Origin of the sequence: Lentzea aerocolonigenes, from assembly GCF_000974445.1 — a bacterium.
In the GTDB taxonomy this organism is placed as follows: Bacteria; Actinomycetota; Actinomycetes; order Mycobacteriales; family Pseudonocardiaceae; genus Lentzea; species Lentzea aerocolonigenes.
Window position 1 is genome coordinate 210,441 of the sequence record NZ_BBOJ01000012.1, and the last position, 25,231, is coordinate 235,671.

22 protein-coding genes are annotated in these 25,231 nt (G+C 69.9%); 12 read left to right on the forward strand and 10 right to left on the reverse strand.

What is annotated here, in order from left to right; translation table 11 throughout:
• Window positions 1-81: 81 nt before the first annotated feature.
• Together AOM45_RS23765 and AOM45_RS23770 are read left to right on the forward strand one after the other, a co-directional pair.
• Window positions 82-483 carry an SsgA family sporulation/cell division regulator gene (locus AOM45_RS23765; RefSeq protein WP_030467299.1) on the forward strand — a complete coding sequence of 134 codons (402 nt, stop codon included), beginning with the start codon at window positions 82-84 and terminating at the stop codon, window positions 481-483.
• A 64-nt stretch (window positions 484-547) separates the two neighbouring features.
• A complete protein-coding gene (locus tag AOM45_RS23770) occupies window positions 548-1,381 on the forward strand; it encodes a helix-turn-helix domain-containing protein (RefSeq protein WP_030467300.1) in 834 nt (277 codons plus the stop codon).
• Here the strand turns inward: AOM45_RS23770 and AOM45_RS23775 are convergent.
• The 5 genes from AOM45_RS23775 to AOM45_RS23795 form a co-directional block, all read right to left on the reverse strand.
• Complete coding sequence (locus tag AOM45_RS23775; RefSeq protein ID WP_051783218.1) at window positions 1,375-2,307, reverse strand: glycoside hydrolase family 6 protein; 933 nt, start codon at window positions 2,305-2,307, stop codon at window positions 1,375-1,377. The two genes, AOM45_RS23770 and AOM45_RS23775, sit on opposite strands and share 7 nt — an antisense overlap.
• Window positions 2,308-2,370: 63 nt before the next feature.
• On the reverse strand, window positions 2,371-2,661 hold the full coding sequence (locus AOM45_RS23780; protein WP_030467302.1) for a hypothetical protein: 291 nt from the start codon (window positions 2,659-2,661) through the stop codon (window positions 2,371-2,373).
• Between the two features lies 1 nt (window position 2,662).
• On the reverse strand, window positions 2,663-4,270 hold the full coding sequence (locus AOM45_RS23785; protein ID WP_030467303.1) for a glycerol-3-phosphate dehydrogenase/oxidase: 1,608 nt from the start codon (window positions 4,268-4,270) through the stop codon (window positions 2,663-2,665).
• Window positions 4,271-4,310: 40 nt separating this feature from the next.
• Window positions 4,311-5,828, reverse strand: coding sequence for a glycerol kinase GlpK (gene glpK / locus AOM45_RS23790; RefSeq protein ID WP_030467304.1), 1,518 nt, complete (start codon window positions 5,826-5,828; stop codon window positions 4,311-4,313).
• A gap of 27 nt (window positions 5,829-5,855) precedes the next feature.
• Complete coding sequence (locus tag AOM45_RS23795; protein WP_030467305.1) at window positions 5,856-6,611, reverse strand: MIP/aquaporin family protein; 756 nt, start codon at window positions 6,609-6,611, stop codon at window positions 5,856-5,858.
• A gap of 254 nt (window positions 6,612-6,865) precedes the next feature.
• Between AOM45_RS23795 and AOM45_RS23800 the strand changes: the two genes are divergently transcribed.
• Both AOM45_RS23800 and glpK (AOM45_RS23805) read left to right on the forward strand, forming a co-directional pair.
• Window positions 6,866-7,630, forward strand: a complete 765-nt coding sequence (locus AOM45_RS23800; protein WP_030467306.1) for an IclR family transcriptional regulator — start codon at window positions 6,866-6,868, stop codon at window positions 7,628-7,630.
• 25 nt (window positions 7,631-7,655) lie between these two features.
• A complete protein-coding gene (gene glpK, locus AOM45_RS23805) occupies window positions 7,656-9,149 on the forward strand; it encodes a glycerol kinase GlpK (protein WP_035909978.1) in 1,494 nt (497 codons plus the stop codon).
• Here glpK (AOM45_RS23805) and AOM45_RS23810 read toward each other — a convergent pair.
• Complete coding sequence (locus tag AOM45_RS23810; RefSeq protein ID WP_030467308.1) at window positions 9,146-10,522, reverse strand: aminopeptidase P family protein; 1,377 nt, start codon at window positions 10,520-10,522, stop codon at window positions 9,146-9,148. The genes glpK (AOM45_RS23805) and AOM45_RS23810 overlap by 4 nt on opposite strands.
• Window positions 10,523-10,692: 170 nt before the next feature.
• Here AOM45_RS23810 and AOM45_RS49760 point away from each other — a divergent pair, with 170 nt between their 5' ends.
• From AOM45_RS49760 to AOM45_RS23830, 3 genes are read left to right on the forward strand one after another with little or no spacing between them, the layout of a single operon-like run.
• On the forward strand, window positions 10,693-11,220 hold the full coding sequence (locus AOM45_RS49760) for a hypothetical protein (protein WP_156093788.1): 528 nt from the start codon (window positions 10,693-10,695) through the stop codon (window positions 11,218-11,220).
• A gap of 3 nt (window positions 11,221-11,223) precedes the next feature.
• Complete coding sequence (locus AOM45_RS23825; RefSeq protein WP_030467311.1) at window positions 11,224-12,117, forward strand: hypothetical protein; 894 nt, start codon at window positions 11,224-11,226, stop codon at window positions 12,115-12,117.
• A 21-nt stretch (window positions 12,118-12,138) separates the two neighbouring features.
• The gene (locus AOM45_RS23830; RefSeq protein WP_030467312.1) at window positions 12,139-13,080 is read left to right on the forward strand and encodes a LysR family transcriptional regulator; all 942 of its coding nucleotides are present in this window, start codon (window positions 12,139-12,141) and stop codon (window positions 13,078-13,080) included.
• 4 nt (window positions 13,081-13,084) lie between these two features.
• Here AOM45_RS23830 and AOM45_RS23835 read toward each other — a convergent pair whose 3' ends face one another.
• The 4 genes from AOM45_RS23835 to AOM45_RS51055 form a co-directional block, all read right to left on the reverse strand.
• Window positions 13,085-14,431 carry a collagenase gene (locus AOM45_RS23835; protein ID WP_051783220.1) on the reverse strand — a complete coding sequence of 449 codons (1,347 nt, stop codon included), beginning with the start codon at window positions 14,429-14,431 and terminating at the stop codon, window positions 13,085-13,087.
• A 96-nt stretch (window positions 14,432-14,527) separates the two neighbouring features.
• Window positions 14,528-16,105, reverse strand: a complete 1,578-nt coding sequence (locus tag AOM45_RS23840; RefSeq protein ID WP_030467314.1) for an MFS transporter — start codon at window positions 16,103-16,105, stop codon at window positions 14,528-14,530.
• A 148-nt stretch (window positions 16,106-16,253) separates the two neighbouring features.
• The gene (locus tag AOM45_RS23845; RefSeq protein WP_081902066.1) at window positions 16,254-17,357 is read right to left on the reverse strand and encodes a molybdopterin-dependent oxidoreductase; all 1,104 of its coding nucleotides are present in this window, start codon (window positions 17,355-17,357) and stop codon (window positions 16,254-16,256) included.
• 170 nt (window positions 17,358-17,527) lie between these two features.
• Window positions 17,528-18,973, reverse strand: a complete 1,446-nt coding sequence (locus AOM45_RS51055) for an FG-GAP-like repeat-containing protein (protein ID WP_030467316.1) — start codon at window positions 18,971-18,973, stop codon at window positions 17,528-17,530.
• Window positions 18,974-19,094: 121 nt separating this feature from the next.
• Here AOM45_RS51055 and AOM45_RS23855 point away from each other — a divergent pair, with 121 nt between their 5' ends.
• From AOM45_RS23855 to AOM45_RS53535, 5 genes are all read left to right on the forward strand, one after another.
• The gene (locus AOM45_RS23855) at window positions 19,095-20,909 is read left to right on the forward strand and encodes a hypothetical protein (RefSeq protein WP_030467317.1); all 1,815 of its coding nucleotides are present in this window, start codon (window positions 19,095-19,097) and stop codon (window positions 20,907-20,909) included.
• A 272-nt stretch (window positions 20,910-21,181) separates the two neighbouring features.
• Window positions 21,182-21,943 (forward strand): ESX secretion-associated protein EspG, encoded by a 762-nt coding sequence (locus AOM45_RS23860; protein WP_030467318.1) that lies wholly within the window; start codon window positions 21,182-21,184, stop codon window positions 21,941-21,943.
• Between the two features lie 43 nt (window positions 21,944-21,986).
• On the forward strand, window positions 21,987-22,481 hold the full coding sequence (locus AOM45_RS23865) for a YbaB/EbfC family nucleoid-associated protein (RefSeq protein WP_051783222.1): 495 nt from the start codon (window positions 21,987-21,989) through the stop codon (window positions 22,479-22,481).
• Window positions 22,478-22,780 carry a WXG100 family type VII secretion target gene (locus tag AOM45_RS23870; protein ID WP_030467320.1) on the forward strand — a complete coding sequence of 101 codons (303 nt, stop codon included), beginning with the start codon at window positions 22,478-22,480 and terminating at the stop codon, window positions 22,778-22,780. Before AOM45_RS23865 ends, AOM45_RS23870 begins: the two co-directional genes overlap by 4 nt.
• Entirely contained in the window at window positions 22,780-24,939 is a 2,160-nt protein-coding gene (locus tag AOM45_RS53535; protein ID WP_059362666.1) for a WXG100 family type VII secretion target, read from the forward strand. Before AOM45_RS23870 ends, AOM45_RS53535 begins: the two co-directional genes overlap by 1 nt.
• Window positions 24,940-25,231: the final 292 nt, after the last annotated feature.

Below are 25,231 nucleotides of genomic sequence, written 5' to 3' on the forward strand. Positions count from 1 at the left end.
CTCAGGGAGCATTGAAAATCACGTTCCGATCGCTTTTCCTGAGCGAGGCATCCACGGAGGTTGCCGCGCGTCTAAGGGGGCATGACGAACGTGACACGAGTGGGCGCCGAGTCCGTCTTCGCCTTCATCGCTCCATCTGGGCGCCCCATGCCCGTCGAGGTCGAGCTGGGCTACCGCGCCGACGACCCGCACGCCGTGACCATGACGTTCCGCATGGGACGCCAGGAGACCGTGTGGCTCGTGAGCCGCGACCTGCTCGCCGACGGCCTGATCACCACCAGCGGCGCCGGCGACGTGCGGCTGCGCCCCCACAACTCCACGACCGCCGTCCTCGAGCTGCGGTCGGACGTCTCCCAGGCGGTCTTCCACGTGCGCTCCTCGGAGCTGCAGGAGTTCCTCAACTCCACCTACGACGTGGTGGCCCCGGGACACGAGAACGACCACTTCGACTTCGAGGCCGAGATGCGCAAGCTCCTCGACTAGGCACCGCAGCTTCACCCGAACGAGCCCGTGGCATGGACCAATTCCAAGCCATAGCTTGAATTGCGTGACCACGACGAACTCCACCGCCTACAGCCGCGACCTCGGTGACGAGCTCCGCCGCCTGAGGCAGCGCTTCACGGGCCTGCGCGGCCGAGCCATGGCCATCCAGCTCGGCTGGGACCCCAGCAAGGTCAGCAACATCGAGCACGGCAAGATCAGGGCCAGCGCCGTCGACCTGGCCCAGTACCTCACGGTGTGCGGCAAGGACGTCGACTTCTTCGAGGACTTCCTCAACCGCTACCGCAACGCCTTCGACCCGTACCTGGTCCAGGACCCGGACAACCAGCGCACCCTCGCCATGACCGAGGCCGCGGCCACCAAGATCACGGCCTACGACGTGATCTCGATCCACCCCCTCCTGCACACGCCGGCCTACGCCCGCGCGGTGCAAGCGGCCACGGCCCATCCCCTCCAGGACCCGGTGGAAACCCTCGACCGCCAAACGGTCATGCGCCGCCCCACCCACCCCGAGTGCACGTTCTACGTCCACGAGCTGGCCCTGCGAATCCGCCTGGGCGACACCCGAGTGATGCAGGACCAGTACGAACGCCTCCTGGCCGAGTCGAACATCGTCCGCATCATCCCGGCGGAAGCCACCTCGTCGGCCCTGCACCCGAAGTGCACGCTCTACGAGTTCGAGAACGCCGCCCCACTCGTCTACGCGGAATCCGACGTGGCCAAGGTGTTCGCCCAGGACGACGCGGCCGTGACGAGGTGCCGAACCCTCTTCGACCACCTCGAGGCCGTGGCCCTGAACGAACACCAGACGCGCCGCACCCTCACCCAGCACGTCCAGGCCTTGGGTGCCCCGGTCCGCGCCCTGACCAGGACTCAGTAGCCGTAGATCAAGTCGAAGGCCAACTGCGGGTCGAACTTCCCGGCGTCCACTCCAGGCGCCTTCCCGCACCGCCCGTCGGAGTCCCCGGGAACCTTGACCCACAACAACATCTCCGCACCCCCACCGGTACGAGCGGGCGTGCCGAGCTTGCGCCCGCCGGGATTGCACCACTCCCCGTTGTGCCCGTTGCCGTTGCGACTGGTGTCGATCACGTACGGCTTGGTGAAGCCGGAGAAGCTCGCGTTCACCGCGTTGCCGTACGTCGTCGAGGCGGCCGTGGTGTGGTAGTTCGACACGTTGATCGAGAAGCCGCGGACGTTGCGCACGCCCGCCGCGTCGAGCCTGCCGGCCATGGTGTTCGCCGGTACCCACTGAGCATTTCCGGCGTCGAGGTAGGCCCACGTGTTGGGCGCCTTGGCCTTGAACTGCTCGGTGGCGTACTTGATCATCGCCGTCCGCTCGGCGATCTTGGTGCTGTCCAGGCAGTTGAAGTCCGCGAGCGAGTCCGGCTCGATGACGACGACCGCCGGACGGCTGCCGATGCCGGCCGCGAACGCGGAGATCCAGGCGCGGTAGGCCGCCGGGGTGCCCGCGCCGCCGCCGGAGTGGCCGCCGCACGCGTCGCGGCCGGGGATGTTGTAGGCCACCAGGACGGGCAGCTTCGTGCCGGTCTTGTTCACGTAGCTCGACACCGAGGTCTTGATGTCGCCGCTCCAGTTGCCGAACCAGCGGGCGATCGGCTTGGTGGAGATGTTCGCCTTGATAGCGGCCTGACGCCCATCCCCAGCGTGCTCACGCACCCACACAGCAGGGTTGGAGTCAGGATCAACGTAGAACCCGTCGGTCATGCCAACGGGACTGGCAGCCTGAGCAGCCGGTGCGGCAACCACCACGGCGAGCAGGGCCAACGCAAGTGCTCGAATCATGCGGACACACAAGCAAACCCCGCCTAAGGCCCGGTAAGTCCGCCTCAAACCCGAGCCGTCCCTCTAGCGAACCCCGGACTGAAGCGGCAACAACGGAGCCACCACCCGGGAGAACGGCCCGCTGCGAACAGTCCCGTCCGCCGGCCCGAGGAACGGTGCCGCCGGGTCGAGCGCGTTGGGCAGCCTCGCATAGGCCGCCCAACGCTCGTCCCAGGCCTGAATCACGTCGAGGTGTCCGCCAGGCAGGAACCGGGTCAGGTGCACCCCTGCGACCTGCCCGGTGTTCCCCAGCAGCGGGAGCAGCCGGAAGCCGCCCTCTCGTCGCAACCTCTCGATCAGCTCCGCGCTGTCCATCTCATTTCGCCGCCATCTCCGTCGCGTAGTCCTGATAGACACGCACCGCCGCGTCGCGTTCCGCCGCGGACCACCCGAGCGGACCGGCGATCAGGTCGGCCACCTGACCTGCCACGGACGCACCCTGGTCGAGGTGCTCGATGGCGATCCGGGTCCGCCGCGCCAGCACGTCCTCGAGATCCAACGCGCCCTCGTGCGTGACCGCGTAGACGATCTCCGCCGCCAGGTACCCGGCAACGTCCACCCCGAGCGAAGAATCCTGAGCCACCAACGCCAGCACGTCGGACACCGCCGACCCGTACCGCCGCAGCAGACGCTCCACAGTGGACGTGGACAGACCGGACTCGGAGGCAACTCGAGCCCGGTCCGCCCACAGCTCGTGATACCCGACCGCCCCGCACAACGGCAGCCGGGCGGTCAACGAGGGCGCCACCGCACGCCCCAACCCGGAAACAGCGGCGTCAACCACGTCCGCGGCCATCACGCGGTATGTCGTGTACTTGCCACCAGCGATCACGAAGAACCCGGGCTCGCGCTCAGCCACCGCGTGCTCGCGCGACAACTTCGCGGTGTCCCCGGAAGCCCCGTCGAGCAACGGCCGCAGCCCCGCGTAGGTGCCGAGCACGTCGTCGACCGACAAGGGAGCGCGCAACACGGCGTTGACGTGGTCGAGGATGTAGGAGACGTCCTCGGAAGTGGCGGCAACGGAAGCAGGGTCCCCGGAGTACGGCGTGTCCGTGGTGCCGATGATCCAGTACCGCCCCCACGGGATGACGAACAGCACCGACTTCTCGGTCCGCGTGATCAGCCCGCCGTCGAGCTGGATCTTCGAGCGGTCCACGAGAACGTGCACGCCCTTGGACATCCGCACGTGGAACGGCGGCGCACCGGGGGACATCGAGTTCAGCGAGTCGGTCCACACGCCGGTCGCGCTGATCACGCGCCGGGCGCGGACGTCGACCACCGTCCCGTCCACCGACACCCTGGCACCGGAAACGCGACCGCCAGAGCGCAGCAGCGAGGTGACCCGAGCCCGGGACAACACCGTGGCGCCGTGCTGGGCCGCCGTGCGAACAAGCGTCAGCACCAGCCGCGCGTCGTCCATCTGCGCGTCGTAGTAACGAATCGCGCCGGCGAAAGCATCAGAATCAACAGAGGGCCCGACCGCGGCCATCTTCGACCGGGACAGGTGCCGGTGCATCGGCACGGCCCCCGCGCCACCGATCAGGTCGTACAGCATCACGCCCGCGCCGACGTAAGCGCGTTCCCACTGCTTCGACAGCGGGAAGAGGAACGGCACCGGCCGCACCAGGTGCGGTGCGAGCCGGCGCAGCAACAGGCCGCGTTCCTTCAGAGCTTCCCGGACCAGCTTGAACTCCAGCTGCTCCAGGTAACGCAGCCCGCCGTGGACGAGCTTGCTGGACCGGCTCGACGTGCCCGCCGCCCAGTCGTGTGCTTCGACCAGCGCGACGGAGAGACCGCGGGACGCCGCGTCCAGTGCAGCGCCCGCACCGACCACGCCACCGCCCACCACGAGCACGTCGAACTCCGTGCTGCCCAATGCGGCAAGCGAGTCAGCACGCCGAGCCGGATCCAGCCTTGCGAACAACTTCAGCTCCTAAGAAAGAAGAACTCAGCGAACGCCTGTCTTATCGGACGTCGGCGTCGACCCAGTCGAACGACTTGGTGACGGCCTTCTTCCAGTTGCGGTACTCGCGCTCGCGCTCGTCGGCCGCCAGCTCGGGCGTCCAGCGCTTGTCCTCGGCCCAGTTGGCGCGCAGCTCGTCCAGACCCGACCAGTAGCCGACGGCCAGACCGGCGGCGTACGCGGCACCGAGAGCGGTGGTCTCGGCGACAACGGGACGCACCACCGGCACGTCGAGGACGTCGGCCTGGAACTGCATGAGCAGCTCGTTCTGGACCATGCCGCCGTCGACCTTGAGCTCGGTCAGCGGCACGCCGGAGTCGGCGTTCATCGCGTCCAGGACCTCGCGGGTCTGGAACGCCGTCGCCTCCAGCACGGCACGCGCCAGGTGGCCCTTGTTGACGAACCTCGTCAAACCCACCACCGCACCACGGGCGTCAGCACGCCAGTACGGCGCGAACAGGCCGGAGAACGCCGGCACGAAGTACGCGCCACCGTTGTCCTCGACCGAGCGGGCGAGCGTCTCGATCTCCGGGGCCGAGCCGATGATGCCGAGGTTGTCGCGCAGCCACTGCACCAGCGAGCCGGTGACCGCGATCGAGCCTTCCAGCGCGTAGACCGGGGCCTCGTCGCCGATCTTGTAGCAGACCGTGGTCAGCAGGCCGTTCTTCGACGCGACCTTCTCCGTGCCCGTGTTGAGGAGCATGAAGTTGCCGGTGCCGTAGGTGTTCTTCGCGGTGCCGGGCTCGTAGCAGGCCTGGCCGAACGTGGCGGCCTGCTGGTCGCCGAGGATGCCCGCGATCGGCACACCCTTCAGCACCCCGCCGGGGCCGCCGTTGCCGTAGACCTCCGAGGAGGAACGGATCTCCGGCAGCATGGACAGCGGAATGCCCATCTCGCCCGCGATCTCGGCGTCCCACTGCAGCGTGTCGAGGTCCATCAGCATGGTCCGCGACGCGTTGGTCACGTCCGTGGCGTGCACACCGCCGTTGGGGCCGCCGGTGAGGTTCCACAGCGTCCACGTGTCGGTGTTGCCGAACAGCAGGTCGCCGGCCTCGGCGCGCTCACGGGCTCCTTCGACGTTGTCGAGGATCCAGCGGATCTTCGGGCCGGAGAAGTACGTCGCGAGCGGCAGGCCGACCTTCGCCTTGTAGCGCTCGGCACCACCACCCAGCGCACCGAGCTCCTCGACGATCGCCTGCGTGCGGGTGTCCTGCCAGACGATCGCGTTGTAGACGGGCTCGCCGGTGTTCTTGTCCCACACCACCGCGGTCTCGCGCTGGTTGGTGATGCCGACGGCGGCGAGGTCACCGGTGTTGAGGTCGGCGGCGGCGAGCGCCTGGCCGATCACGAACCGGGTGTTCTCGGAGATCTCGACCGGGTTGTGCTCGACCCAGCCGGCCCGCGGGAAGATCTGCTCGTGCTCCTTCTGGCCCACGGCGACGATGGAGCCGCTGTGGTCGAAGATGATCGCCCTGGTGCTGGTCGTGCCCTGGTCGACGGCGAGAACGTACTGCGTCATCGAAACTGTCCTTTCGGGATGGTCAGATCAGAACACGAGCGAGGCGACGACACCGGCGATGGCACCGCCGACGATCGGGCCGACGACGGGGATCCAGGAGTAACCCCAGTCGGAGTCCTTCTTGCCGACGGCCTCACCGTCGGTCCCCTTGTAGGACAGCGGCAGCAACGCGTGCGCGATGCGCGGGCCGAGGTCACGGGCCGGGTTGATGGCGTAGCCGGTGGGGCCACCGAGAGAGGCGCCGATGCCGACGACCAGCAGCGCCGCGGCCAGCGGGCCGATCTGGGTCGGGGTCTTGCCGAACGCGAGGATCACGAAGACCAGCACGAACGTGCCGATGATCTCGCAGACCAGGTTCCACGCGTAGCTGCGGATCGCCGGGCCGGTGGAGAAGACGGCGAGCTTGAGACCCTCGTCGGGCGTCTCGTCGAAGTGCGGCTTGTACGCGAGCCACGCGAGCACGGCACCGAGGAACGCGCCGAGGAACTCACCGGCGAAGTACACGATCGTCGAGCCCGCGCTCACCGGAACGCCGGGCGCGTACTCCGCCGCTCCGCTGGTGAGAATGCCGACGGTCACGGCCGGGTTGAGGTGCGCGCCCGACTTGTAGGCGACGTACACACCGGCGAAGACGCCGAGGCCCCAGCCGAAGTTGATCAACAGCCATCCGCCGTCTAGGCCCTTCGACTTGGCGAGCAGCACGTTGGCCACCACACCCGCACCCAGCAACAGCAGGACGCCCGTACCGAGCACCTCGCTGAGGAACACTGACCCGAGACCCACGCTGGCCTCCCATTCGTTCTAAGCGGCTGATCACCCCGTGGTGACTGCCGCGGAACGTAATGACCTGCGTCACTCCTGCTCAACGGGCACGTTTCGACAATGTCGACACCCGGTGAACCCCATCGCGTGACCAATCGGTCACTCTGTGCTCAAACGCCGCGTCTCCAGCGGTTTTCCGGTGGTTTTCCAGGTCAGCGGGCGTGGGGGCGAGTTCGACATTGCCGACACGGGTCGTCTGAATTACGTTTGCCGCCGTGCCGGGACCCATCCAGTCGATCGAACGCGCCGCAGCCGTGCTGCGGCTCCTCGCGCGTGGCTCCGGCCATCACGGTCTCACGGAGATCGCCGACTCGCTCGGTCTCGCGCGAGGGACCGCCCACGGGATTCTCCGCACCCTGCAACGGGTCGAGTTCGTCGAACAGGACCAGGCGACGGGCCGCTACCGCCTCGGCGCGGCGCTGCTGCACCTGGGCACGTCCTACCTGGACGCCAACGAGCTGCGTTCTCGATCGATCAACTGGGCCGACACCCTCGCCGCGAGGTCTGGCCAGGAGGTCAGGATCGGCATGCACCACGACGGCGCCGTGCTCGTCGTGCACCACGTGTTCCGGCCGGACGACTCGGTGCAGACCCTCGGCATCGGTGCGATGCTGCCGTTGCACGCGACGGCGCTCGGCAAGGTGCTGCTCGCGTACGACCCGGATCTGTCGGCGGCCGCACGCCGGAGGGAGCTGACGTCGTTGACCCGCAGGACGATCGTCCGTGCGCAGGCGTTGGAACGGGTGCTGACGGAGGTGCGCGCGCAGGGCTGGGCGGGTGAGGCCGAGGAGTACATGCCGGGTGAGGCCAGCATCGCCGCGCCGATCAGGATCCCCGGCGGGCTCGTGGTCGGCGCGATCGGCATCTCGGGCTCCGCGGACCGGCTGTGCGACTCCACGGGCCGACCGCGGGCGACGCTGGTGCGCCAGGTCCTCCAGGCCGCCGAAGCGGTCACCACTTCTCTCGTCGACGAGAACTGAGGGGCTCGGCGTGCAACGGTTTGTGATGGCGATCGACCAGGGGACGACGTCGACGCGCTGCATCGTGTTCGACCAGAACGCCCGTCTGGTCGCGGTCGCCCAGCGCGAGCACCGGCAGTACCACCCGCGGCCCGGCTGGGTGGAGCAGGACGCCGTGGAGATCTGGCGCAACGTCGACCGGATCATGCCGCAGGCGTTGCGGCAGGCGGGAATCACCTCGGACCAGGTCGTGGCGCTGGGCATCACGAACCAGCGCGAGACGTTCGTGCTGTGGGACCGCCACACCGGTGTCCCCGTCGGCCGCGCGATCGTCTGGGAGGACATCCGCACGGAGGAGCTCGTCGCGGAGCTGGAGAAGCAGCCGGGCATCGAGGAGGTCCGCGACCGCTGCGGCCTGCCGCTCGCGACCTACTTCTCCGCGCCGTCGCTGCGGTGGATGCTCGACAACGTGGCGGGCCTGCGGGCCAAGGCCGAACGCGGCGACGTCCTGTTCGGCACCATGGACACCTGGCTGATCTGGAACCTGACGGGTGGCGTGAACGGCGGCCTGCACGTCACGGACGTGACCAACGCGTCGCGCACCATGCTGATGAACCTCGGCACCCGTCAGTGGGACCCGATGCTGCTGGAGTTCTTCGGCGTGCCCGCGTCGATGCTGCCCGAGATCCGGCCGTCGACGGAGATCTCCGGCACGACCACGCGGGTCGTGCCGGGCATCTCGATCACCGCGGCGCTCGGCGACCAGCACGCGGCGTTGTTCGGGCAGACGTGCTTCGAGAAGGGCTCGATCAAGGGCACGTACGGCACCGGCGGGTTCCTGTTGATGAACACGGGAAACGAGCTGGTGCGGTCGAAGCACGGGTTGCTGACGACGATCGGCTACCAGATCGGCGGCGAACCGGCGTACGCGCTGGAGGGCTCGATCGCCGTGGCCGGGTCGCTCGTGCAGTGGTTCCGCGACAACCTCGGGCTGATCCACAGCGCGCCGGAGATCGAGACGTTGGCGCGCACCGTGAAGGACAACGGCGGCTGCTACATCGTGCCGGCGTTCTCGGGGCTGTTCGCGCCGCACTGGCTCGCGCAGGCGCGCGGGCTGGTCGTGGGGCTGACGTCGTACATCAACAAGGGCCACCTGGCGCGGGCCGTGCTGGAGGCGACCGGGTGGCAGACGCGTGAGGTGGTCGACGCGATGAACGCCGACCTCGGCGCGCCGACGCCCGTGTTGAAGGTGGACGGCGGGATGACCGCCGACCACCTGTTGATGCAGTTCATCGCGGACGTGCTGGACATCCCGGTGCAGCGGCCGCTCGTGGCGGAGACCGTGTCACTGGGTGCCGCGTATGCCGCAGGACTCGCCGCCGGATATTGGCCGGACCTCGAGGGACTGCGGCGGAACTGGCATCTGGCCGCGCGGTGGAACCCGGTGATGGATGCCCGGCACCGCGAGGACGAGTACGCGAACTGGAAGCGGGCCGTGGAACTCACGTTCGCGTGGGCCCGCTCCAGTCCGTCCACTTAGGAGCGCTGCTTGCGGACCCAGGCGGCGACGTCGTCCGCCTCGATCGGCAAGGCGTCGGACAGGACGTCCGCGCCGGTCGAGGTGACGACGAGGTCGTCCTCGATGCGCACGCCGATGCCGCGCAGCTCCGGCGGCAGCGTCTCGTCGTTGGGGTGGAAGTACAGGCCGGGCTCGACGGTCAGCGCCATGCCGCGCTCCAGGATGCCCTGCTGGTAGGTCTCCTGGCGGGCGTCGGCGCAGTCGTGGACGTCCAGGCCGAGGAAGTGACCCGTGCCGCAGACGATGTAGCGGCGGTGGTGCTGGCCGCTCGGGTCGAGCGCCTTGTCGACGCTGACCGGCAGCAGGCCCCAGTCGTGCAGGCCTTCGGCGAGCACGCGCATGGCGGTGTGGTGGAAGGCGCTGTAGTCGTTGCCGGGCCGAACTTCCGCGAGCGCGGCGACGTGTGACTTCAGCACCAGGTCGTACACCTGGCGCTGGGGACCGCTGAACTCGCCGCTGACCGGGAACGTGCGGGTGACGTCCGCCGTGTACAGCGAGTTCATCTCGACGCCCGCGTCGAGCAGCAGCAGGTCGGCGTCGTTCACGCGGCCGTCGCAGCGCGTCCAGTGCAGGACCGGGGCGTGCGGGCCGGCGGCGACGATCGAGGTGTAGCCGGGGCCCTTGCCCTCGGTGCGGGCGCGGCGGTCGAACGTGCCCTGCAGCCACCGCTCTCCCCCGCCGCGCACGGCCTGGCCGAGCTCCATGGCGACGTCGGCGAAGCCCATGACGCTCGCGTCGACGGCCTGGCGCAGCTGGTCGATCTCCCAGTCGTCCTTGATCCGGCGCAGCTCGGAGAGGACCGTGCGCAGCTCGTCGCTGTGGGAGCCGGTCAGCGCGTCGAGCAACGGGTCGACGCCCTTGGCGGTGAGCGTCTCGGGGTGGCGTCCGCGCAGGGCGTGCGCGAGGTCCTCCAGCGGGCGGGCCGTGATGCCGAGCGCCTCACCCCACTCCCGCGGCCCGGCGGCGGCGCCGATCCAGAACGGGCTGCGGTCGGCGTCGCCGAAGAAGTCGACGCTGTGGGTCTCGCTCGGGACCGGCACGAACAGCGTCGCGTCCTGGTCGGACAGCACCAGCACCGCGCCCTCGACCTGGCACCCGGTCAGCCACACGAAGTCGCTGTCGGCGCGGAACTCGTGGAACGTGTCGTTGGACCGGACGTGCGCACGGCCCGCCGCCAGGGCGATCCGCTTGCCGGGCAGTGCCTCGACGAGCTTGGCGCGATGGGCCCTGGCTGCCTCGGCGGTGCCGTCCGGCAGGTCGATCGAGCTGTCCCACTCGCCCCAGCCGTCGCGGATGTACGTGCGGAAACCGTCCGCGTCCACCAATTTCGCCATGTCACGGCGTGTGCGGGCCACTCTTCGTCCTCTCGCTGGGCTGTGCCCAGCGTGCTGTCGTTCGAGCGGGGGCGCCAATCTCAATTGACCATAGGTTCGAGCTATGGAACCTGCGAAGGTGTATCCACCGCTCGGCGGCAGGCCTCTACGTACGAGAGGAGGCATCCGCCATGAACCACCGACTCCACATCTGTCTCCTGGCCGCCGCCGCGCTCGCCGCTTGTGGTCAGCCGCCCACGCCGGGCACGCCTCGGGCGATGCCGCAGACCGAGGTCACCACGACGGTCACGACCACCGCACCGACCACCACCAGCGCGGATCCGTTGCCGACGACCACGACGAGCCCGTCGCACCAGCCGCCGCCCGGACCACCCCGCACGACGACAACGACCAAGCCGCCACCGCCGCCACCGAAACCGCCGGACCGCTGGGTGCTGCCGGCCAGCCTGCGCGGATCCATCGAGCAGCAGACCGGGCTGCCGTTCCCCGGTGTCTGGGAAGCGGTCCAGACGCAGCTGGCGGACGTCTGTCCCGGCAAGGTGCCGTGCGCGGGCTACACGCTGGTGGCCGATCCGTCCGCCGACCAGGAAGGAGACTGCGTCATCGTCTCGAACGGCATCTCGGTGCCCGATCCCCTCCACGAGGGCGGGAAGATCACGTTCAGGGTCAACAACAAGAACAACTGCACCGGGGGTTGAGCCGTGCGCGCCGCCCCAGCCAGACCGAAGGACGAGGCGCCCTCCAAGGCGTTGAAGGTCTTCGGTTCCCTGCTCGCACCGACCACGGTGCTGACCGCGTTGCTGTTCTACTTCGGCACGCGGCACGCGACGTACTTCTGCGAATGGTTCGGCGTGCACTACTCCGTGCTCGGCCTGTCCGCGCCGGACTACCTGATCCGCAGCGCGGACGGCATGTTCGTCCCCCTGACGGTGCTGGCGGCCGCGGGGCTCGCGGCGTTGTGGGGCTACCGCTTCCTGCACGCGACCCTCGCGCCGCGGACGTGGCGCGCGCTGGTCAAGCGTGCCGTGCCGGTGCTGGTGGTGCTCGGGTTCGTGCTCCTGCTGCTCGGGCTCACCGGCATCGCGGTGCCTGCTCTGCTCCGCAGGATGGCCGGGCTGCCGGGCCTGTGCGTGGCGCTGGGCGTGGTCCTGTTCCCCGTGGCGGAACGGCTGCACGCGGCCAACTCCGGCAAGCTCGCCTCGGGCGCCGTACCGGTGATCCAGTGGACGTTCACGTTCGTGCTGGCGACCATCGGCCTGTTCTGGGCGGTCACCGACTACTCGGCGGCGGTCGGGGCGGCCAGGGGCTACGAGTACGAGACGAAGCTCGGCGGCATGCAGGGGACGACCGTGTTCAGCACCAAGGACATCGGGGTCCGCGGGCCGGGCGTCACCGTCACGACGTGCACCGCGCCGGACGCTGCCTACCGGTTCCGCTACGACGGCCTGGTGCTCGTGTTGCAGTCCGGTGGTCAGAGCTTCCTGCTGCCGAAGGGGTGGAACCAGCGGGACGGTGTCGCCGTCGTGCTGCCCCGGTCCAACGACGTGCGCCTGGAGTTCGCCCGGCCCGAGGCCGAGCTCGAGCGCACCTGCTGAGCGTCCGTATAGCCTCGCGCTATGGAACTGGAGATCCGGCACCTGAGGGCGATCTGCGCCATCGGCGACGCGGGCAGCCTCTCGCGGGCGGCGACGCAGCTCGGCATCTCCCAGCCGTCGCTCACGACCCTGCTGCAACGGGTCGAGCGGATGGTCGGCGGCAAGCTCTTCGACCGCGGCCGCTCCGGCGCCGTGCCCACGCCGCTCGGCGCCCAGATGCTCCAGCGGGCCCGGTTGCTCCTGGTCGAACTGGAGGCGTTCGGCGCCACGGTGCCGGTCGGTGGGCCGGTGCGGTTCGGGTCCGTGCACATGGAGTGCGTGGCCGTGCTGTTCTCGCGCCTGGAGGAGGTGCTGTCCGACGTCACGCTGCACGTCGACCCGTCGTCGACGGCCCTGGCGCTGGCACTGGGCAAGGGACACCTCGACGCGGCGGTGATCGCGGTCGACGAGGAAGGCGACCTGGGGCTGCCGCGCGGTGTGGCGCAGCGGATCGTCGTGCCGTGGGTGCCGATCTACATCGCACTGCCCGCCGATCACCCGTTGACGGCACGCCCCGAGGTGGAGCTGTCCGACCTGGCCGGTGAGGCCTGGGTGGGACCGCCGGGTGCCGAGGACGGGTCGCTGACGGCGTTGCGCGCGGCCTGCCGGGCGGCGGGGTTCGTGCCGCGGATCCGGTTCGAGGTGCCGAGCGGCGCCGGCCGGCAGCTGATCGCGGCGGGCAAGGCCGTGCAGCTGGTCGAGCCGACCTCGCAGGGCGGGCCGGGCGTGGTGGTGCGGCCGCTGGCGGGCTCGCCGCTGCGGATGCGCCTGGTGTTCTGCTGGCGGCGGGAGCGGCTGACCTGGAGCCAGGCCAGCCGCGTGTTCACCGAGGTGCTGGGCGCCTACGCCGACCAGGCGCTGGCGAGTCCGGTGTTCCGCCCGTGGTGGGAGGAACGCGGCGCGGTGCTCGCCTCGACGAGGTGAGCCGTCACGCCACCGTGCCCAGCCACGCCGACCAGTCCGCGTCGTACCGCGTGCCGATCACCCGCGTCAGGTGGTCCCGCGCACCGGCCCAGTCCCCGGCCCGATACCGCGCCAACACCGCCGAGACGTCCTCCGGGTGCTTCTCCAGCAGGTACCGCACCGCGAGATACCCCCAGTTGTAGACGCGTTTCGTGTCGTGGTCGTAGGTCGTGTCGAACAGCGCGCTCAGCGTGTACGTGCGCAGCTTCGCCTCGGCGAGCGCCCGGTCGTAGGTCACGCCGCGGTAGTGGTACGAGACGTACTCCGCGAAGCCCTCGACCCACCACACGGTCGGCGTCCTCATGTTCTCCGTGAAGTCGCCGTACATGTCGAACCGGCCGTCGAGGTAGTGGGTGTACTCGTGGTTGAGGTTCCAGATCTGGAACTCGGGCTTGAGCCACTCGGCCTCGTGGGCGATGAACCTGGGCTGGTTGCCTGCCTTCGCCGGATCGCCCTCGAGGTACATGCCGCCGTTGTTGGTGTCGATGTCGAACAGCACCCCGGCGTACGTGCGGTAGTCGGCGCTGGAGTCGAACACCACGACCTCCAGCGTCGTGTTGAGGTCGCCGGCGACCGGGCCGGGGTCCTGCGCGATCCGGTGGAACACCGCGTCCTGACCGGCGAGGCTCGTGCAGGTGCGGCGGAGCTCGTCCGCGGTCAGCTGCTGCGCGCGGATCTTCAGCGTGGCGCTGCAGGTGTACCGGATGCCGAGCACCCTGCGGTTGATGCGGTCGCGGAAGTCGCAGGTGCGGTACGTGCGGCAGTTGGCCTTGTCGTACCAGTCGACCATCTCGGCGACGCCCACCCACATCGGCGCGAGCCTGCCGACGACGTCGCCGCGTGACGCGAGGTCGGCCAGCAGTGGGCGGACGTGCGGGGCGAGGTCGCGGTGTTGCAGGAACCGGCCGAGCTCGCGGGTGGCGTTGTGCACGAGGTAGGCGCGGGCGGTGCCGAAGAAGTCGAGGTGCCGCACGACGAACCGGCGCAGCGCCCGGAAGATCGCGGGATCGGCCTTCACCGCGGCCAGGAACTCGGGGTTCGCGTGGCCGTAGTACAGCATGATCATGCCGGCGTGCACGGTGGCGTCGTCGGCTTCGGTGTAGTTGTCGAGCACGTGGGTCAACGCGCGCAGCTCGGCCGGGTAGTCGGTGACGGCCGTGTAGATCGTCGACTCGGGTGCGCTGTGCGGATGCAGGTTCCGCGCCACCTCGGGCGGCAGCAGCGGACTGGTCGGCGAGCCCTGAGCGGCGTGCGCTGCCGTCGGGACCAGGAGCCCGGCCAGGAGAGCCAGGACGAGTGCCAGTAATCGCATCGGTGTCCTCCGCAGGGGATGTGAGGTGCTCAGGAGCGTCACATCCGCGAAGGGCCCGCGATCATCCCTTCCTCTCATAGCCCGCCGCTATGGCGGTCAGGCGGGCTTCCCAGGTTCGGCGAACAGCAGGTGCCGCACGAGCGGGGCTTCCTTGGCCAGCGCCCGCGCGGTCTCCTGGTTCTGCTGGTCCACGACCGTGCCGCGCTCGACGTGCTGGCGCAGGTGCTCCTGCCAGGTCGCCACGGTGAAGGTCTCGAGGAACGTCTCCGGGGTCTCGGTGTCGCGGAACAGTCCCCACATGGTGGCGCCCGTCCGGCGCCGCGCGCGCCCGACCCGTTGCATGGCCTCGATGAACGCGTCCTCGTTCTCCTTCGCCACCGGCCACTCCACCGTGACGAGCACCGGTCCGGCGTCGGTGTCGTCGATCTCCGGCGGTTCCTCCCAGTAGGTGGCGGGGCTGACGTCGAGCGGGCGGTCGTTGAGCGGCAACCACTTCGTCGCGACGAGCACGCCCACGGCCATCGCCGCCGCGGGCACGATCATGGCCGTCCGCAGGCCGTACCCGTCGGCGATCGCGCCCCACACGACCGCGCCGAGCGCCTGGCCGCCCATGAGGATCAGCTGGTAGTACGCGAGCGCCCTGGCCCTGGTCCAGGCGGGCAGCAGCACCTGCGCGGTGGCGTTGAACGTCGACAGCGTGGCGATCCAGCAGGCGCCGGTGAGCAACATCGCCACGATCACCAGCGCCACGCTCTCCGTCAGCACGGCCGTGCTGGTCGCCCCCGCGTAGACGAACGTCGCGAACAGCACCATGCGGTTCTTCGTCATGCGCTGCAACAGCTTCGGCACGACGAACGCGCCGCCGATCGCACCCGCGCCGACACTGCCGAGCAGCACGCCGTAACCACTGGCGTCGAGCTGGAGGGGCCCGCGCGCGATGGCCGGCAGCAACGCCCACAACCCGCTGCCGAAGACGATGAACAGCGACAACCGCGCCAGCACCCTGCGGAACAACGGCGAACTGGCCACGTACCGCGCGCCGGTCCGCATGGCGGTCGTGATGTGTTCCGTCCCGAGTGGACGGTTGTCGGACGGCCGCCGCCACCTCCCGAGCACGATCAGCACGCCGAGGAACGACACCGTGTTGAACGCGAACGTCGCCTCCGGCCCGGCCAGCGCGATCAGCAGACCACCGAGCGCGGGCCCGATCGCGCGGCCGACGTTCATGTTGACGCCGTTGAGCAACGCGGCCTGCGGAATCTCCTCACGCGACACGAGCTCGGGCTGGATCGCCTGGAACGACGGCATCGACAGCGCCTGCCCGATCGCCATCAGCGCCAGCAGCCCGAGCAGACTGACCGGCGTCGCCTTGCCCGCTCCCGCGAGCAGCATCAACCCGCCCGCGCCCGCGAGCATCAGGGCCTGCCCGGACATCAGGACGTGGCGGCGGTCGAGGATGTCGCCGAGCGCCCCGGACGGCACGACCAGCAGGAACACCGGCAGCGTCGTGGCCGTCTGGACCAGCGCGACCTGCAGGGCGGTGCCGCCGAGGTCACCCATGAGCCACTGGGCACCGACGGTCTGCGCCCACGTGCCGATGTTGGAGGCGAACTGGGCGAGCCAAAGCGCGCGGAAGGCGCTGCGGCGCAGGGGTGCCCAAGCGGAGACGGTCACCCGCCGATCTTCACACCTCGGTCCGTTGCGCGCCGAACTGTCGGTGCCGCTCTCTAGAATTGATTTTGGGGGAACCCGGCGGGCTCGTGTGTGTGGTGACCGCGAACGGCCGGATTGACTTTGGTCAGCACTGAAGCTATTGAGACAATCACACCACCGTGACCGGGTGCTTCACCACCGCGCCGAACAGGTAGCCCTGGGTGTTGTACGGCGACTCCTCCGGCTGACCGTCCGCCCGCACCCGCAGCACGTGCGCCCCCGGCGTCGCCTTCCACGGCACCTGCCACCGCGTCCACGCGCCGCGCGACGCCGGCGTGGCCCGCCGCCAGGTCCGCCCGTCCGTCGACACCTCGACCCGCCGCACCCCGTCCGGCGACCACGACCGCCCCGTCAGCACTCGACGTCCAGCCGGCACCGAAGCGTTCCACCCCAGTTCGAAGGCGCTCTTCGTCACCTGCGTGGTCACGAGCGTCCCGTCAGCCGGATACGACGGCCCGAGCAGCCGGTAGAAGTCCGTGTCCCACGGCGAATGCAGCACCGAGGACGACACCTCCAGCGAGCCCAGCCACTTGATGCTCGCGATCCCGACCCACCCCGGCACCACCAGCCGCGCCGGAAAACCGTGGTCCACCGGCAGCTCGGCACCGTTCATCTCGTACGCCACCAGCACGTCGTCCAGCGCCTTCTCCACCGGCAGCGGCCGGCGCACGTGCCCGAGGTTCACCCCGCCCGTCACGTACTCCGCGTCCAGCCCGGAAGGCAGCACGTCGACCGCGGACGACCGCAGTCCCGCCCTCCGCAGCAGCAGGCCGAGCGACACCCCGCGCCACCGCGCGTTGCCGACCGCGCCGAGCTTCCACGGCGTGCCCGAGACCGGCTGGCCCTGCTGCGAGGTGAAGAAGCTCCGGCCGTTGCCCGCGCACTCGATCACCGCCTCCACCGAGGTCGACGGCAACGCCCGCAGCTCGCGCAACGACAGCGACAACGGCCTGGAAACGCCGGAACCGGAAACCCGCAGGCGCCACGACGAGGCGTCCAGCAGCCGGGTCGAGGTGTGGTTGCGGACGAAGAACTTCTCCACCGGTGTCAGCGAGCCGGTGTCGCGCAGGGCTTCCCAGCGCGTCTCGGCGTTGGTGCCGTGCAGGATGAAGTCCGTGGCGGGCAACGGCTTCACGATCGAAGGGGCCGCCACAACACGAGAAGGTAGCAGTGTCAGTCCTGCGGCGAGCAGCACGCCGCGCCGGGAGATCATGCTTTCGACGCTAGCCAGCCGCTCAAGGGGCCATCCCACCTGACGAGACGAACGAAGGCCGTGCGCGGAATCGGACCGCGCACGACCTTCCCCCTCCGGGCGAACAGGCTGGGGGACCCGTCCACCCCACCCGGTTCCGCTGACTCCCCTTCAGCGCGAACCGGTCGTTCTCACGGGCACGGCGTCGGTGGCTTCACCCCGATCGACAGGTCGACCGCCGTGCCCACCGCGACCTCGGTGCCCGCGGCCGGGTTGCTGCTCAGCACGTTGTCGATGTCGTTGCAGGTGCGGTCGACGACGCCGCGGATCGAGCCGACGCGCAGGCCCTCTGCGGACAACCGGGCACGTGCCTGGTCGTAGGAAAGCCCCCTCAGCGACGGGACGGTCGCGACCTCCGGGCCGCCGGTGAAGCCGCCGGAACCGTTCGCCAGGCCGACGAACACGCCCGGGTTGCCGAACCCGACGACGTCCGCCCAGCCCTCGCCGGTGACGTCGGCGAGCAGGCGCGGGTGCTGGGCCACGGTCCAGCCACGCCCAGAACCGAAGTCGGCGTTGACGCGACGGGCGGCGTTGAACGTGCCGTCGCCGCGTGAAGTCGCCGAGACGACACCGGTCGAGCTGAAGCCCACGATGTCGGCGCGGTTGTCGTTGCTGATGTTGCCGAGCGACGGCGACGGCTGGGTCGCGGTGCCGTAACCGGTGCCGTTGTTGTAGCCGAAGTGCCCGACGCCCACGGCGAACGTGGTGAACGTGCCGGCACCGATCGCGCGGCCCGTGTAGGTGTTGGCGTCGTTCCCGAACCGGACCGCGTCGGCGTAGCCGTCACCGGTGACGTCGGCGAGGCGGAAGATCGCGTTGCCGGACTGGTCGGGGTTGTTCGTCGCCGTCTGCGACGTGCCGTACGTGCCGTCCGCGCGGGCGATCGTCGACATCGGAGCGATGCCGGGGACGTGCCGGATCGACAGGATGTCCGGGCGCGCGTCGCCACCGACGTTGGCGAGCTTGAAGTGGTTGAAGTCGAAGCGGTCCACGGTGAACTCGGTCGACGCGAGGTACGGCGCCGAGAAGTTCCCGTTGCCCGACGCCAGCGCGATGTCCACCCGGCCGTTGGTGAAGGCGAAGATGTCGGTGCGGCCGTCCAGGTTGACGTCGGCCACCTGCAGGCTCATCGGGCTCGGCCGTCCGGTCGAACCGAAGGACGCCAGCACGAAGCGGAACGCGCCGAAGGTGCCGTCGCCGTTGCCGACCGCGGTCCACACGCCGTCCAGCCCGACGCCGACGAGGTCCGCGAGGCCGTCGTTCGTGATGTCGGTGACCCAGCGCGGGTGCGTGCCGATGCGCCATCCGGAGTTGTAGCCGTAGTCCGAGAGGACGCGTCGCGGCTGGCTGAAGTTGCCGTCCCCCAACGCGATCGACGTCCACACGCCGTCCTCGCCGAACCCGACGATGTCCGCCTTGCCGTCGCGCGTGACGTCGACGAGCGTGCGGATGTGCCTCTCGGTGCGCCAGCCCTGGTCGTGACCGAACGCGGCGAGCGCGTACTTCGCGGTCGGGATCGGCGCCGCCGCGGCGGGCACCGCGGGCAGCAGAGCCGTCAGTGCGACGACGCCCGCCACGAGTCTCTTTCCATTGATTCCCAAAGCATTGCCCCCTGAAGCAATTCCTGTTCGACGGTCGTGACCTGAGGCGTTCCACCCCGTTCCACCCCCGTTCCAGTGGTCTGCTTGGGTGTGCGGCGTGACGCCCGAGTCGTTGTTGGAAGCAGGCACACGAGCGTTGGCGCGCAACGGGGACCTGCGCACCAGCAGGCAACGGTTCGCCGAGGCCTACGAGGCCGCTGAACGTGACGGTGACGTGGACACGCTGGTCGCGGCGGCGCTCGGAGCGGGCGGGGTGTGGGTGCACGAGCACCGCACCGCCGCGGAGGCGGAACTGGTGCGGTCACGGATCGAGCACGCGCTGACGCTCGTGGAACCCAAGTCCGACATCGCGTTGCGGCTGCGGCTGCGGCTCACCGCGGAGAGCGACTACCAGGCCAACACGAACGCCGACGTCCTCAAGCTCCTCGACGAGGCCCGGCAGGCCGACGACCCGGTCGTGCGGGTGGAGGCGCTGAGCCTCGCGCACCACTGCGTGCTCGGGCCCGACCACGTGGAGCTGCGCAAGGAGCTCGCGACGGAGATGATCAGCGAGTCGCTCCGCAGTGGACGGCCGGGCGACCTGCTGATGGCGTTGCTGTGGCAGGTGGTCGACCACTTCCTCGACGGTGACCCGCACGCCGTGCGCCGCCTGACGGATCTGCGGGAACGGCTGGAGCACACCGACCACCTCGCCGTGCGGTTCGTGGTGAGCGCGGTCGAGGTGATGCTCGCGATCCGGGATGGACGGTTCGAGGAGGCCGAACGGCTGGCGGGTGCGAGTGCCCAGCTCGGCGCCGAAGCGGGGGACGTCGACGCCACCGCCTGGTACGGCGCGCAGCTCTGCGCGATCCGCTGGTACCAGGGGCGCACGGCCGAGCTGTTCCCGTTGCTCGACCACCTGGTGCACTCGCCGACGCTGAGCACCGTCGACAACTCGTTCTTCAGCGCGCTCGCCGTGGCGGCCGCGCTGTCCGGTGACCGGCTCAAGGCCCAGGGCGCGCTCGCGATGCTGACCAGACGCGGCCTCGACGCACTCCCCCGCTCCAGCACGTGGCTCGTCACGATGAGCGGGGTCGCGGACGCAGCCCACCTGCTCGGCGACGCGGACGCCGCCCGCGAGGTCCACGCGATCCTGCTGCCGTTCGCCCGCCTGCCGCTGATGGCGAGCCTCGCCGTCACGTGCTTCGGCTCAGCGCGGCACCCGCTCGGGCTGGCCGCGCTGACGTTCGGCGACGCCGAGCTCGCGGTGACCCACCTGCGTGCCGCGGTGCGCGACAACCTCGCGCTCGGGCACTGGCCGGCGGCGCTGTCGTCGCGGCGGAAGTACGCCGAGGCGCTGGAACGGGCCGGCGACGTCGAGGAGGCACGCCGCCAGCTCGCGACGTGCGCGCAGGAGGCCGCCGCGCTGGGGCTCGGCACCGCCGGTGCGGAGCTGTCCGTGCGGCGCGAGGGCACCAGGTGGCGCGTGAGCCTCGGCTCCCGCAGCGCGCTCGTCGACGGCGGGATCGGCATGGCGCACCTCGCGGTGCTCGTGGCCAACCCCGGCCGGGAGATCGACGCCGCCGAGCTCGTGGCGGGCACGAACGCGGTGACCGAGGAGGTCGCCGCGCACGACCAGCTGGACCCGGAGGCGTTGCGGCAGTACCGGAACAGGCTCGCGGCGCTGCGCGGTCGCGAGCTCTCCGACGCCGAACGGCGCGAGCACGACTGGCTCGCGGGCCAGATCGCGGCGGCCACCGGGCTCGGCGGGCGGGCCCGGACGTTCTCCGACTCCGGCGAACGCGCCCGGATCGCGGTCGGGAAGGCCGTGCGGCGCGCCGTGAGCACGCTGTCGTCAGCTGATCCGGTGATCGGGAACCACGTCCGTGATCACGTGCGGACGGGCCGCCGGTGCAGCTACTCGCCCCCGTGAGTTGGCTCACAAACGTCCTCTGCGCAGGCATGGTTCAGACCTGTGAACGGACCTCGGCTGCCCGTTCGGGCAGATGGTTGAGAGCGATCCCACAACCTGCGTAAACCTTCTTTCCCATCAGGTCGCGTTCATCCGGAAGGGGCCCGGTTCGACCGGTCGCGACCGATTGTGAACATCTGTCTCAACCGGCAGCGCCTCCGCGTGTTCGTGAACTTCCGCCCGGTTTCTGCTCGATACTGCGCGCACATCAGGCAGCGCAGAAAGGTTCCGTCGTGATCACGCCCGAGTTCCTCCTGTCGACGCGCGAGTTCGAGGTCCTGTGGCAGACGCTGCGGCTGGGACGGATCCCGTACCCGCTCGACGTGCCCAGCGAGGGCGACACCGAACGGGAGCGCAAGGCGTTGCAGGACAGCACTCTCGCCGGGCTGCGCGACCGCGGCCTCGGCGGCGACCCGCGGCTCGAGGACCTGCTGCGAGTGCTCGACGACCACCAGGTGTCCGTGGACGCCGTCGCCGGCCTGGACCGGACGGTGCGGGCGCTCGCGGCGTCCAACGGCAACGAAGCCGTGCTGGCGGTCATCGACGGCGACCAGGTCGGGCTCGCGGAGATCAGGCCGACCGGGCTGGCCCGCGAGATCGTCCGGGTGCTCCCCCACGGCGAGGCGGGTCCCGGCAGCGCGCTGTCCGTGCGGCTGGAGACGTTGCAGCAGGCCGTCGCGCTCCAGGAGGCCGAACAGGACGAGGAGTCAGAGGACCCGTGGGGCGCGGCCGACGACGAGCTCGACGACCGGCAGGCGTTGCTGCGGGCCGGGTTGTCCGCGCAGGACGCGCGCCAGATGGACGAGCTCGCGTCGAACCGCGTGGCGGGCGGCCAGTTCGGCGTCACGCACGGCAGGCATCGGGCCGACATCGTCATCAACTGGTTCGACACGCACCAGGGCCGCTACCTGATGGTCCGTTCGGACGGCTGGCTCAGCCTGTCGCCCACCGACAACGACCGAATCGCAACACGTATCGACGCCGTTCTGGCGTGAGGGGGAATCCGTGGATCCGTTGGCACCAATAGACGGAAGCCAAATGGCAGGGGTCGATCCTGACCGCTGGTTGCAGGACATGCAGGCGAAGGCCGACGACCTCGCGGCGAAGTCGGCCCAGCTGCGCGAGGACCTGGCGCACTCGTCGGCCACCGTGCTCTCGAAGGACCACGCGGTGCAGGTGACGATCGCACCGACCGGTGCGCTGCAGAACATCCAGCTCACCGACCACGCGGCCGGCATGAGCCCGCAGCGGCTCCAAGCGTCGATCATGGAGGCCGTCGCGAAGGGGCAGCGCGCGGCGTCGGAGAAGATGCTCGAGGCCTTCGCGCCGATCGGGGCGGGCACCGAGTCGATGGACCTGGTGATGTCGTACCTCCCGCCCGCCGTGGAGGACGAGGAGGACGCCGAGCAGTACGGCTACGACGAGGACGGGTACGCCGTGGAGCAGCAGCCCGCCGCTCCGCCTGCCGCACCTGCCGCCGGCCGGCCGCGTCCGGCGCATGACGACGATGACGAGGACGGGCAGCCCTGGTGACCGCCTTCGAGGTAGACCCCGCGACCCTCAAGACGTTCGCCAACAACCTCGACACCCTCGTGGCCGAGCTGGAGACGTCGAAGAACGTGCTCGGCAACGTGCACTTCGACCCGCTCGTGTTCGGCATCGTCGGGCAGATCTTCGCCGCCGCCGCGCGCGTCGAGGTGAAGAAGGCCGAGGACTGCATCGCCAAGTACGAGAAGGGCCTGCGCGAGGCGGCGACGGACACCCGCCGGACCGCGGACACCTACAGCAACACCGACCAGGGCAACGCCGCGGCGTTCAGCGGAGGTGCCTGATGGCCGACGTGCCAGGTTTGACGTTGACCCCGGGCTTCGGCGAGGGCACCGAGCTCAACGACAAGTTCTCCGGCGCCGGCATGGTCGACACCGTCGCCGGACTCGTGAAAGCGGTGCAGGAGAAGGACAACGCCTCGATCGCCGCGTACAGCGTCGGTCTCGCGTTCGACGTCGTCGGCTTCGCGCTGAACCCGCTCGGCGCGGTGATCGGCGCCGGTGTCGGCTGGCTGATCGACCACATCTACTTCCTGCGCGAGCCGCTGGACCTGCTGGTGGGCGACAACATCGCCATCCGGCAGGAGACCGAGAAGGTCAAGAACGACGCCGAGAAGTACGAGGGCCTCGCCTCGGCGCACCTGGAGGCGCTGAAGAAGCTCGACGGCTGGATGGGCCAGACGGCCGACCGGTTCCGCGAGACCATGGCGCGGGTCGCCAAGGAGATCGAGGCCATCGGCTCTGCCGTCAACGCGTCCGCGAAGCTGATGGCGACGATGGGCGCCTGCGTCACCGCGGTGAGGTCGCTGGTGCGCGACATCATCGCCATGGTGATCGGCAACCTGATCGGCGGCGCCCTGATCGCCGCGGGCCTGGCCCCGATCACGTTCGGCGCGTCGATCGTGGCCTTCGTCGGCACCGCCGTGGCGACCGCGCTCGAGGCCCTGTCCCGGATCATGCGGCACGTCACGAAGCTCAAGTCGGTGCTCACGTCGTCGGCGAAGTCCGCGGACGACCTCGGCACGGCGCTCGCGAAGATGGGCGACGACGCGGCGCGCTTCGGCAGGGGCGGCGGCTCGTCGGGCACCTCGGCGCCGCCGCCGGTGAAGCCTCCGGGCGGGGACGCGCCGACGATCAACGGCGGTGCCGGTGCGGGCGGTGCGAAGCCGCCCACCGGGGACGCACCGCCCGTGCAGAAGCCGCCGGAGGTCACCGGAGGTGGCGGTGCCTCGGGTGGTGCCAAGCCGCCCACCGGGGACGCACCGCCTGTCCAGAAGCCGCCGGAGGTCACCGGAGGTGCTGGGGCGTCCGGCGGCAAGACCGACACCCCCGATACCCCGCCGGTGCAGAAGCCGCCAGAGGTCACCGGAGGTGCCGGTGCGTCCGGCGGCAAGACCGACACCCCGGACGCGCCGCCCGTGCAGAAGCCGCCGGACACCGGTGGTGGCAGCACGTCCACCGCGGGCGTGAAGCCGCCGGACACGCCGCCGGTCAACCTGCCGCAGCCGCCCCCGCCCGCGGTGGTCAAGCCGCCGTCGGACATGCCGCTGCCGCCGCCCGTCGGTGGTGGCGCGATGGGTGGTGGCAAGCCTCCCGGCGGAATCGGGTCGGGAGACCTGCCGAAGCCGCCGCCGCCCGCGGTCACCAAGCCGCCCAAGGACAATCCGCTGCCGCCCACGGGCGGGTCGGGTGGGCCCAAGGCGGACACGCCAGCGCCCACCACGCCGAAACCGGACGACGCCGCACCCAAGCCGCCGACGCCGAAGCCGGACGACGCGGCACCCAAGCCACCCACACCCAAGCCGGACGACGCAGCACCCAAGCCACCCACGCCGAAACCGGACGACGCAGCACCCAAGCCACCCACACCCAAGCCGGACGACGCAGCACCCAAGCCACCCACGCCGAAACCGGACGACGCAGCACCCAAGCCACCCACACCCAAGCCGGACGACGCAGCACCCAAGCCACCCACGCCGAAACCGGACGACGCAGCACCCAAGCCACCCACACCCAAGCCGGACGACGCGACACCACAACCGCCGAAGCCGGACGACGCGACACCCACTCCACCCAAACCCGACGACGCCGCGCCCAAGCCGCCCTCCGCCGACCCGGCGCAGAAGCCGCCGTTCTCCTGGGCCGAGGTCAAGAACCACGTCAGCGACCTCAGCAAGTACGGCAAGGAACACCTGGAAAGCGTTCTCACGACGAAGTTCGGCAAGACTCCCGAGGAAGCCGCCAAGATCACTCAGTGGGTCAAGAACTTCGAGGAGCTCGCCGCACCCGGTGGTCAGTTCACGGCCGGCGGCAAGGCATTCCCGATTGGTAGCGGGCTGCACCTGGTGCACGAGCTGTGGAAGGAGCTCGCAGCGGATCAGCACTCGCGGAAAGAGGGCGCTGATTATCTCGGCGACCTGAAGGATTACAACGCACAGCACTGATCATTAGGCCGAATGCGGGCGTGCCCTGACGAGGTGCGCCCGCATTCGCCTGCCTGTCAACCGATTCAGCCGTTCCGGTGATCGGCGAACCTGGCTGTGACGAACCTCAAGGGAGCCCTAAATTCCAGATATTCCACCATGTGATTTAGGTCACAGCAACCTCCGGCGAATGTCCGATTCGGCGTTGAAACAAAGATCGGAAGCCCGAACGGGCAGTTACTGGAGAGCGCTCCCACAACCAGCGGAAACGATCACTACCGTTACACGACGTTCACTCACCTGTGGCCCGTTT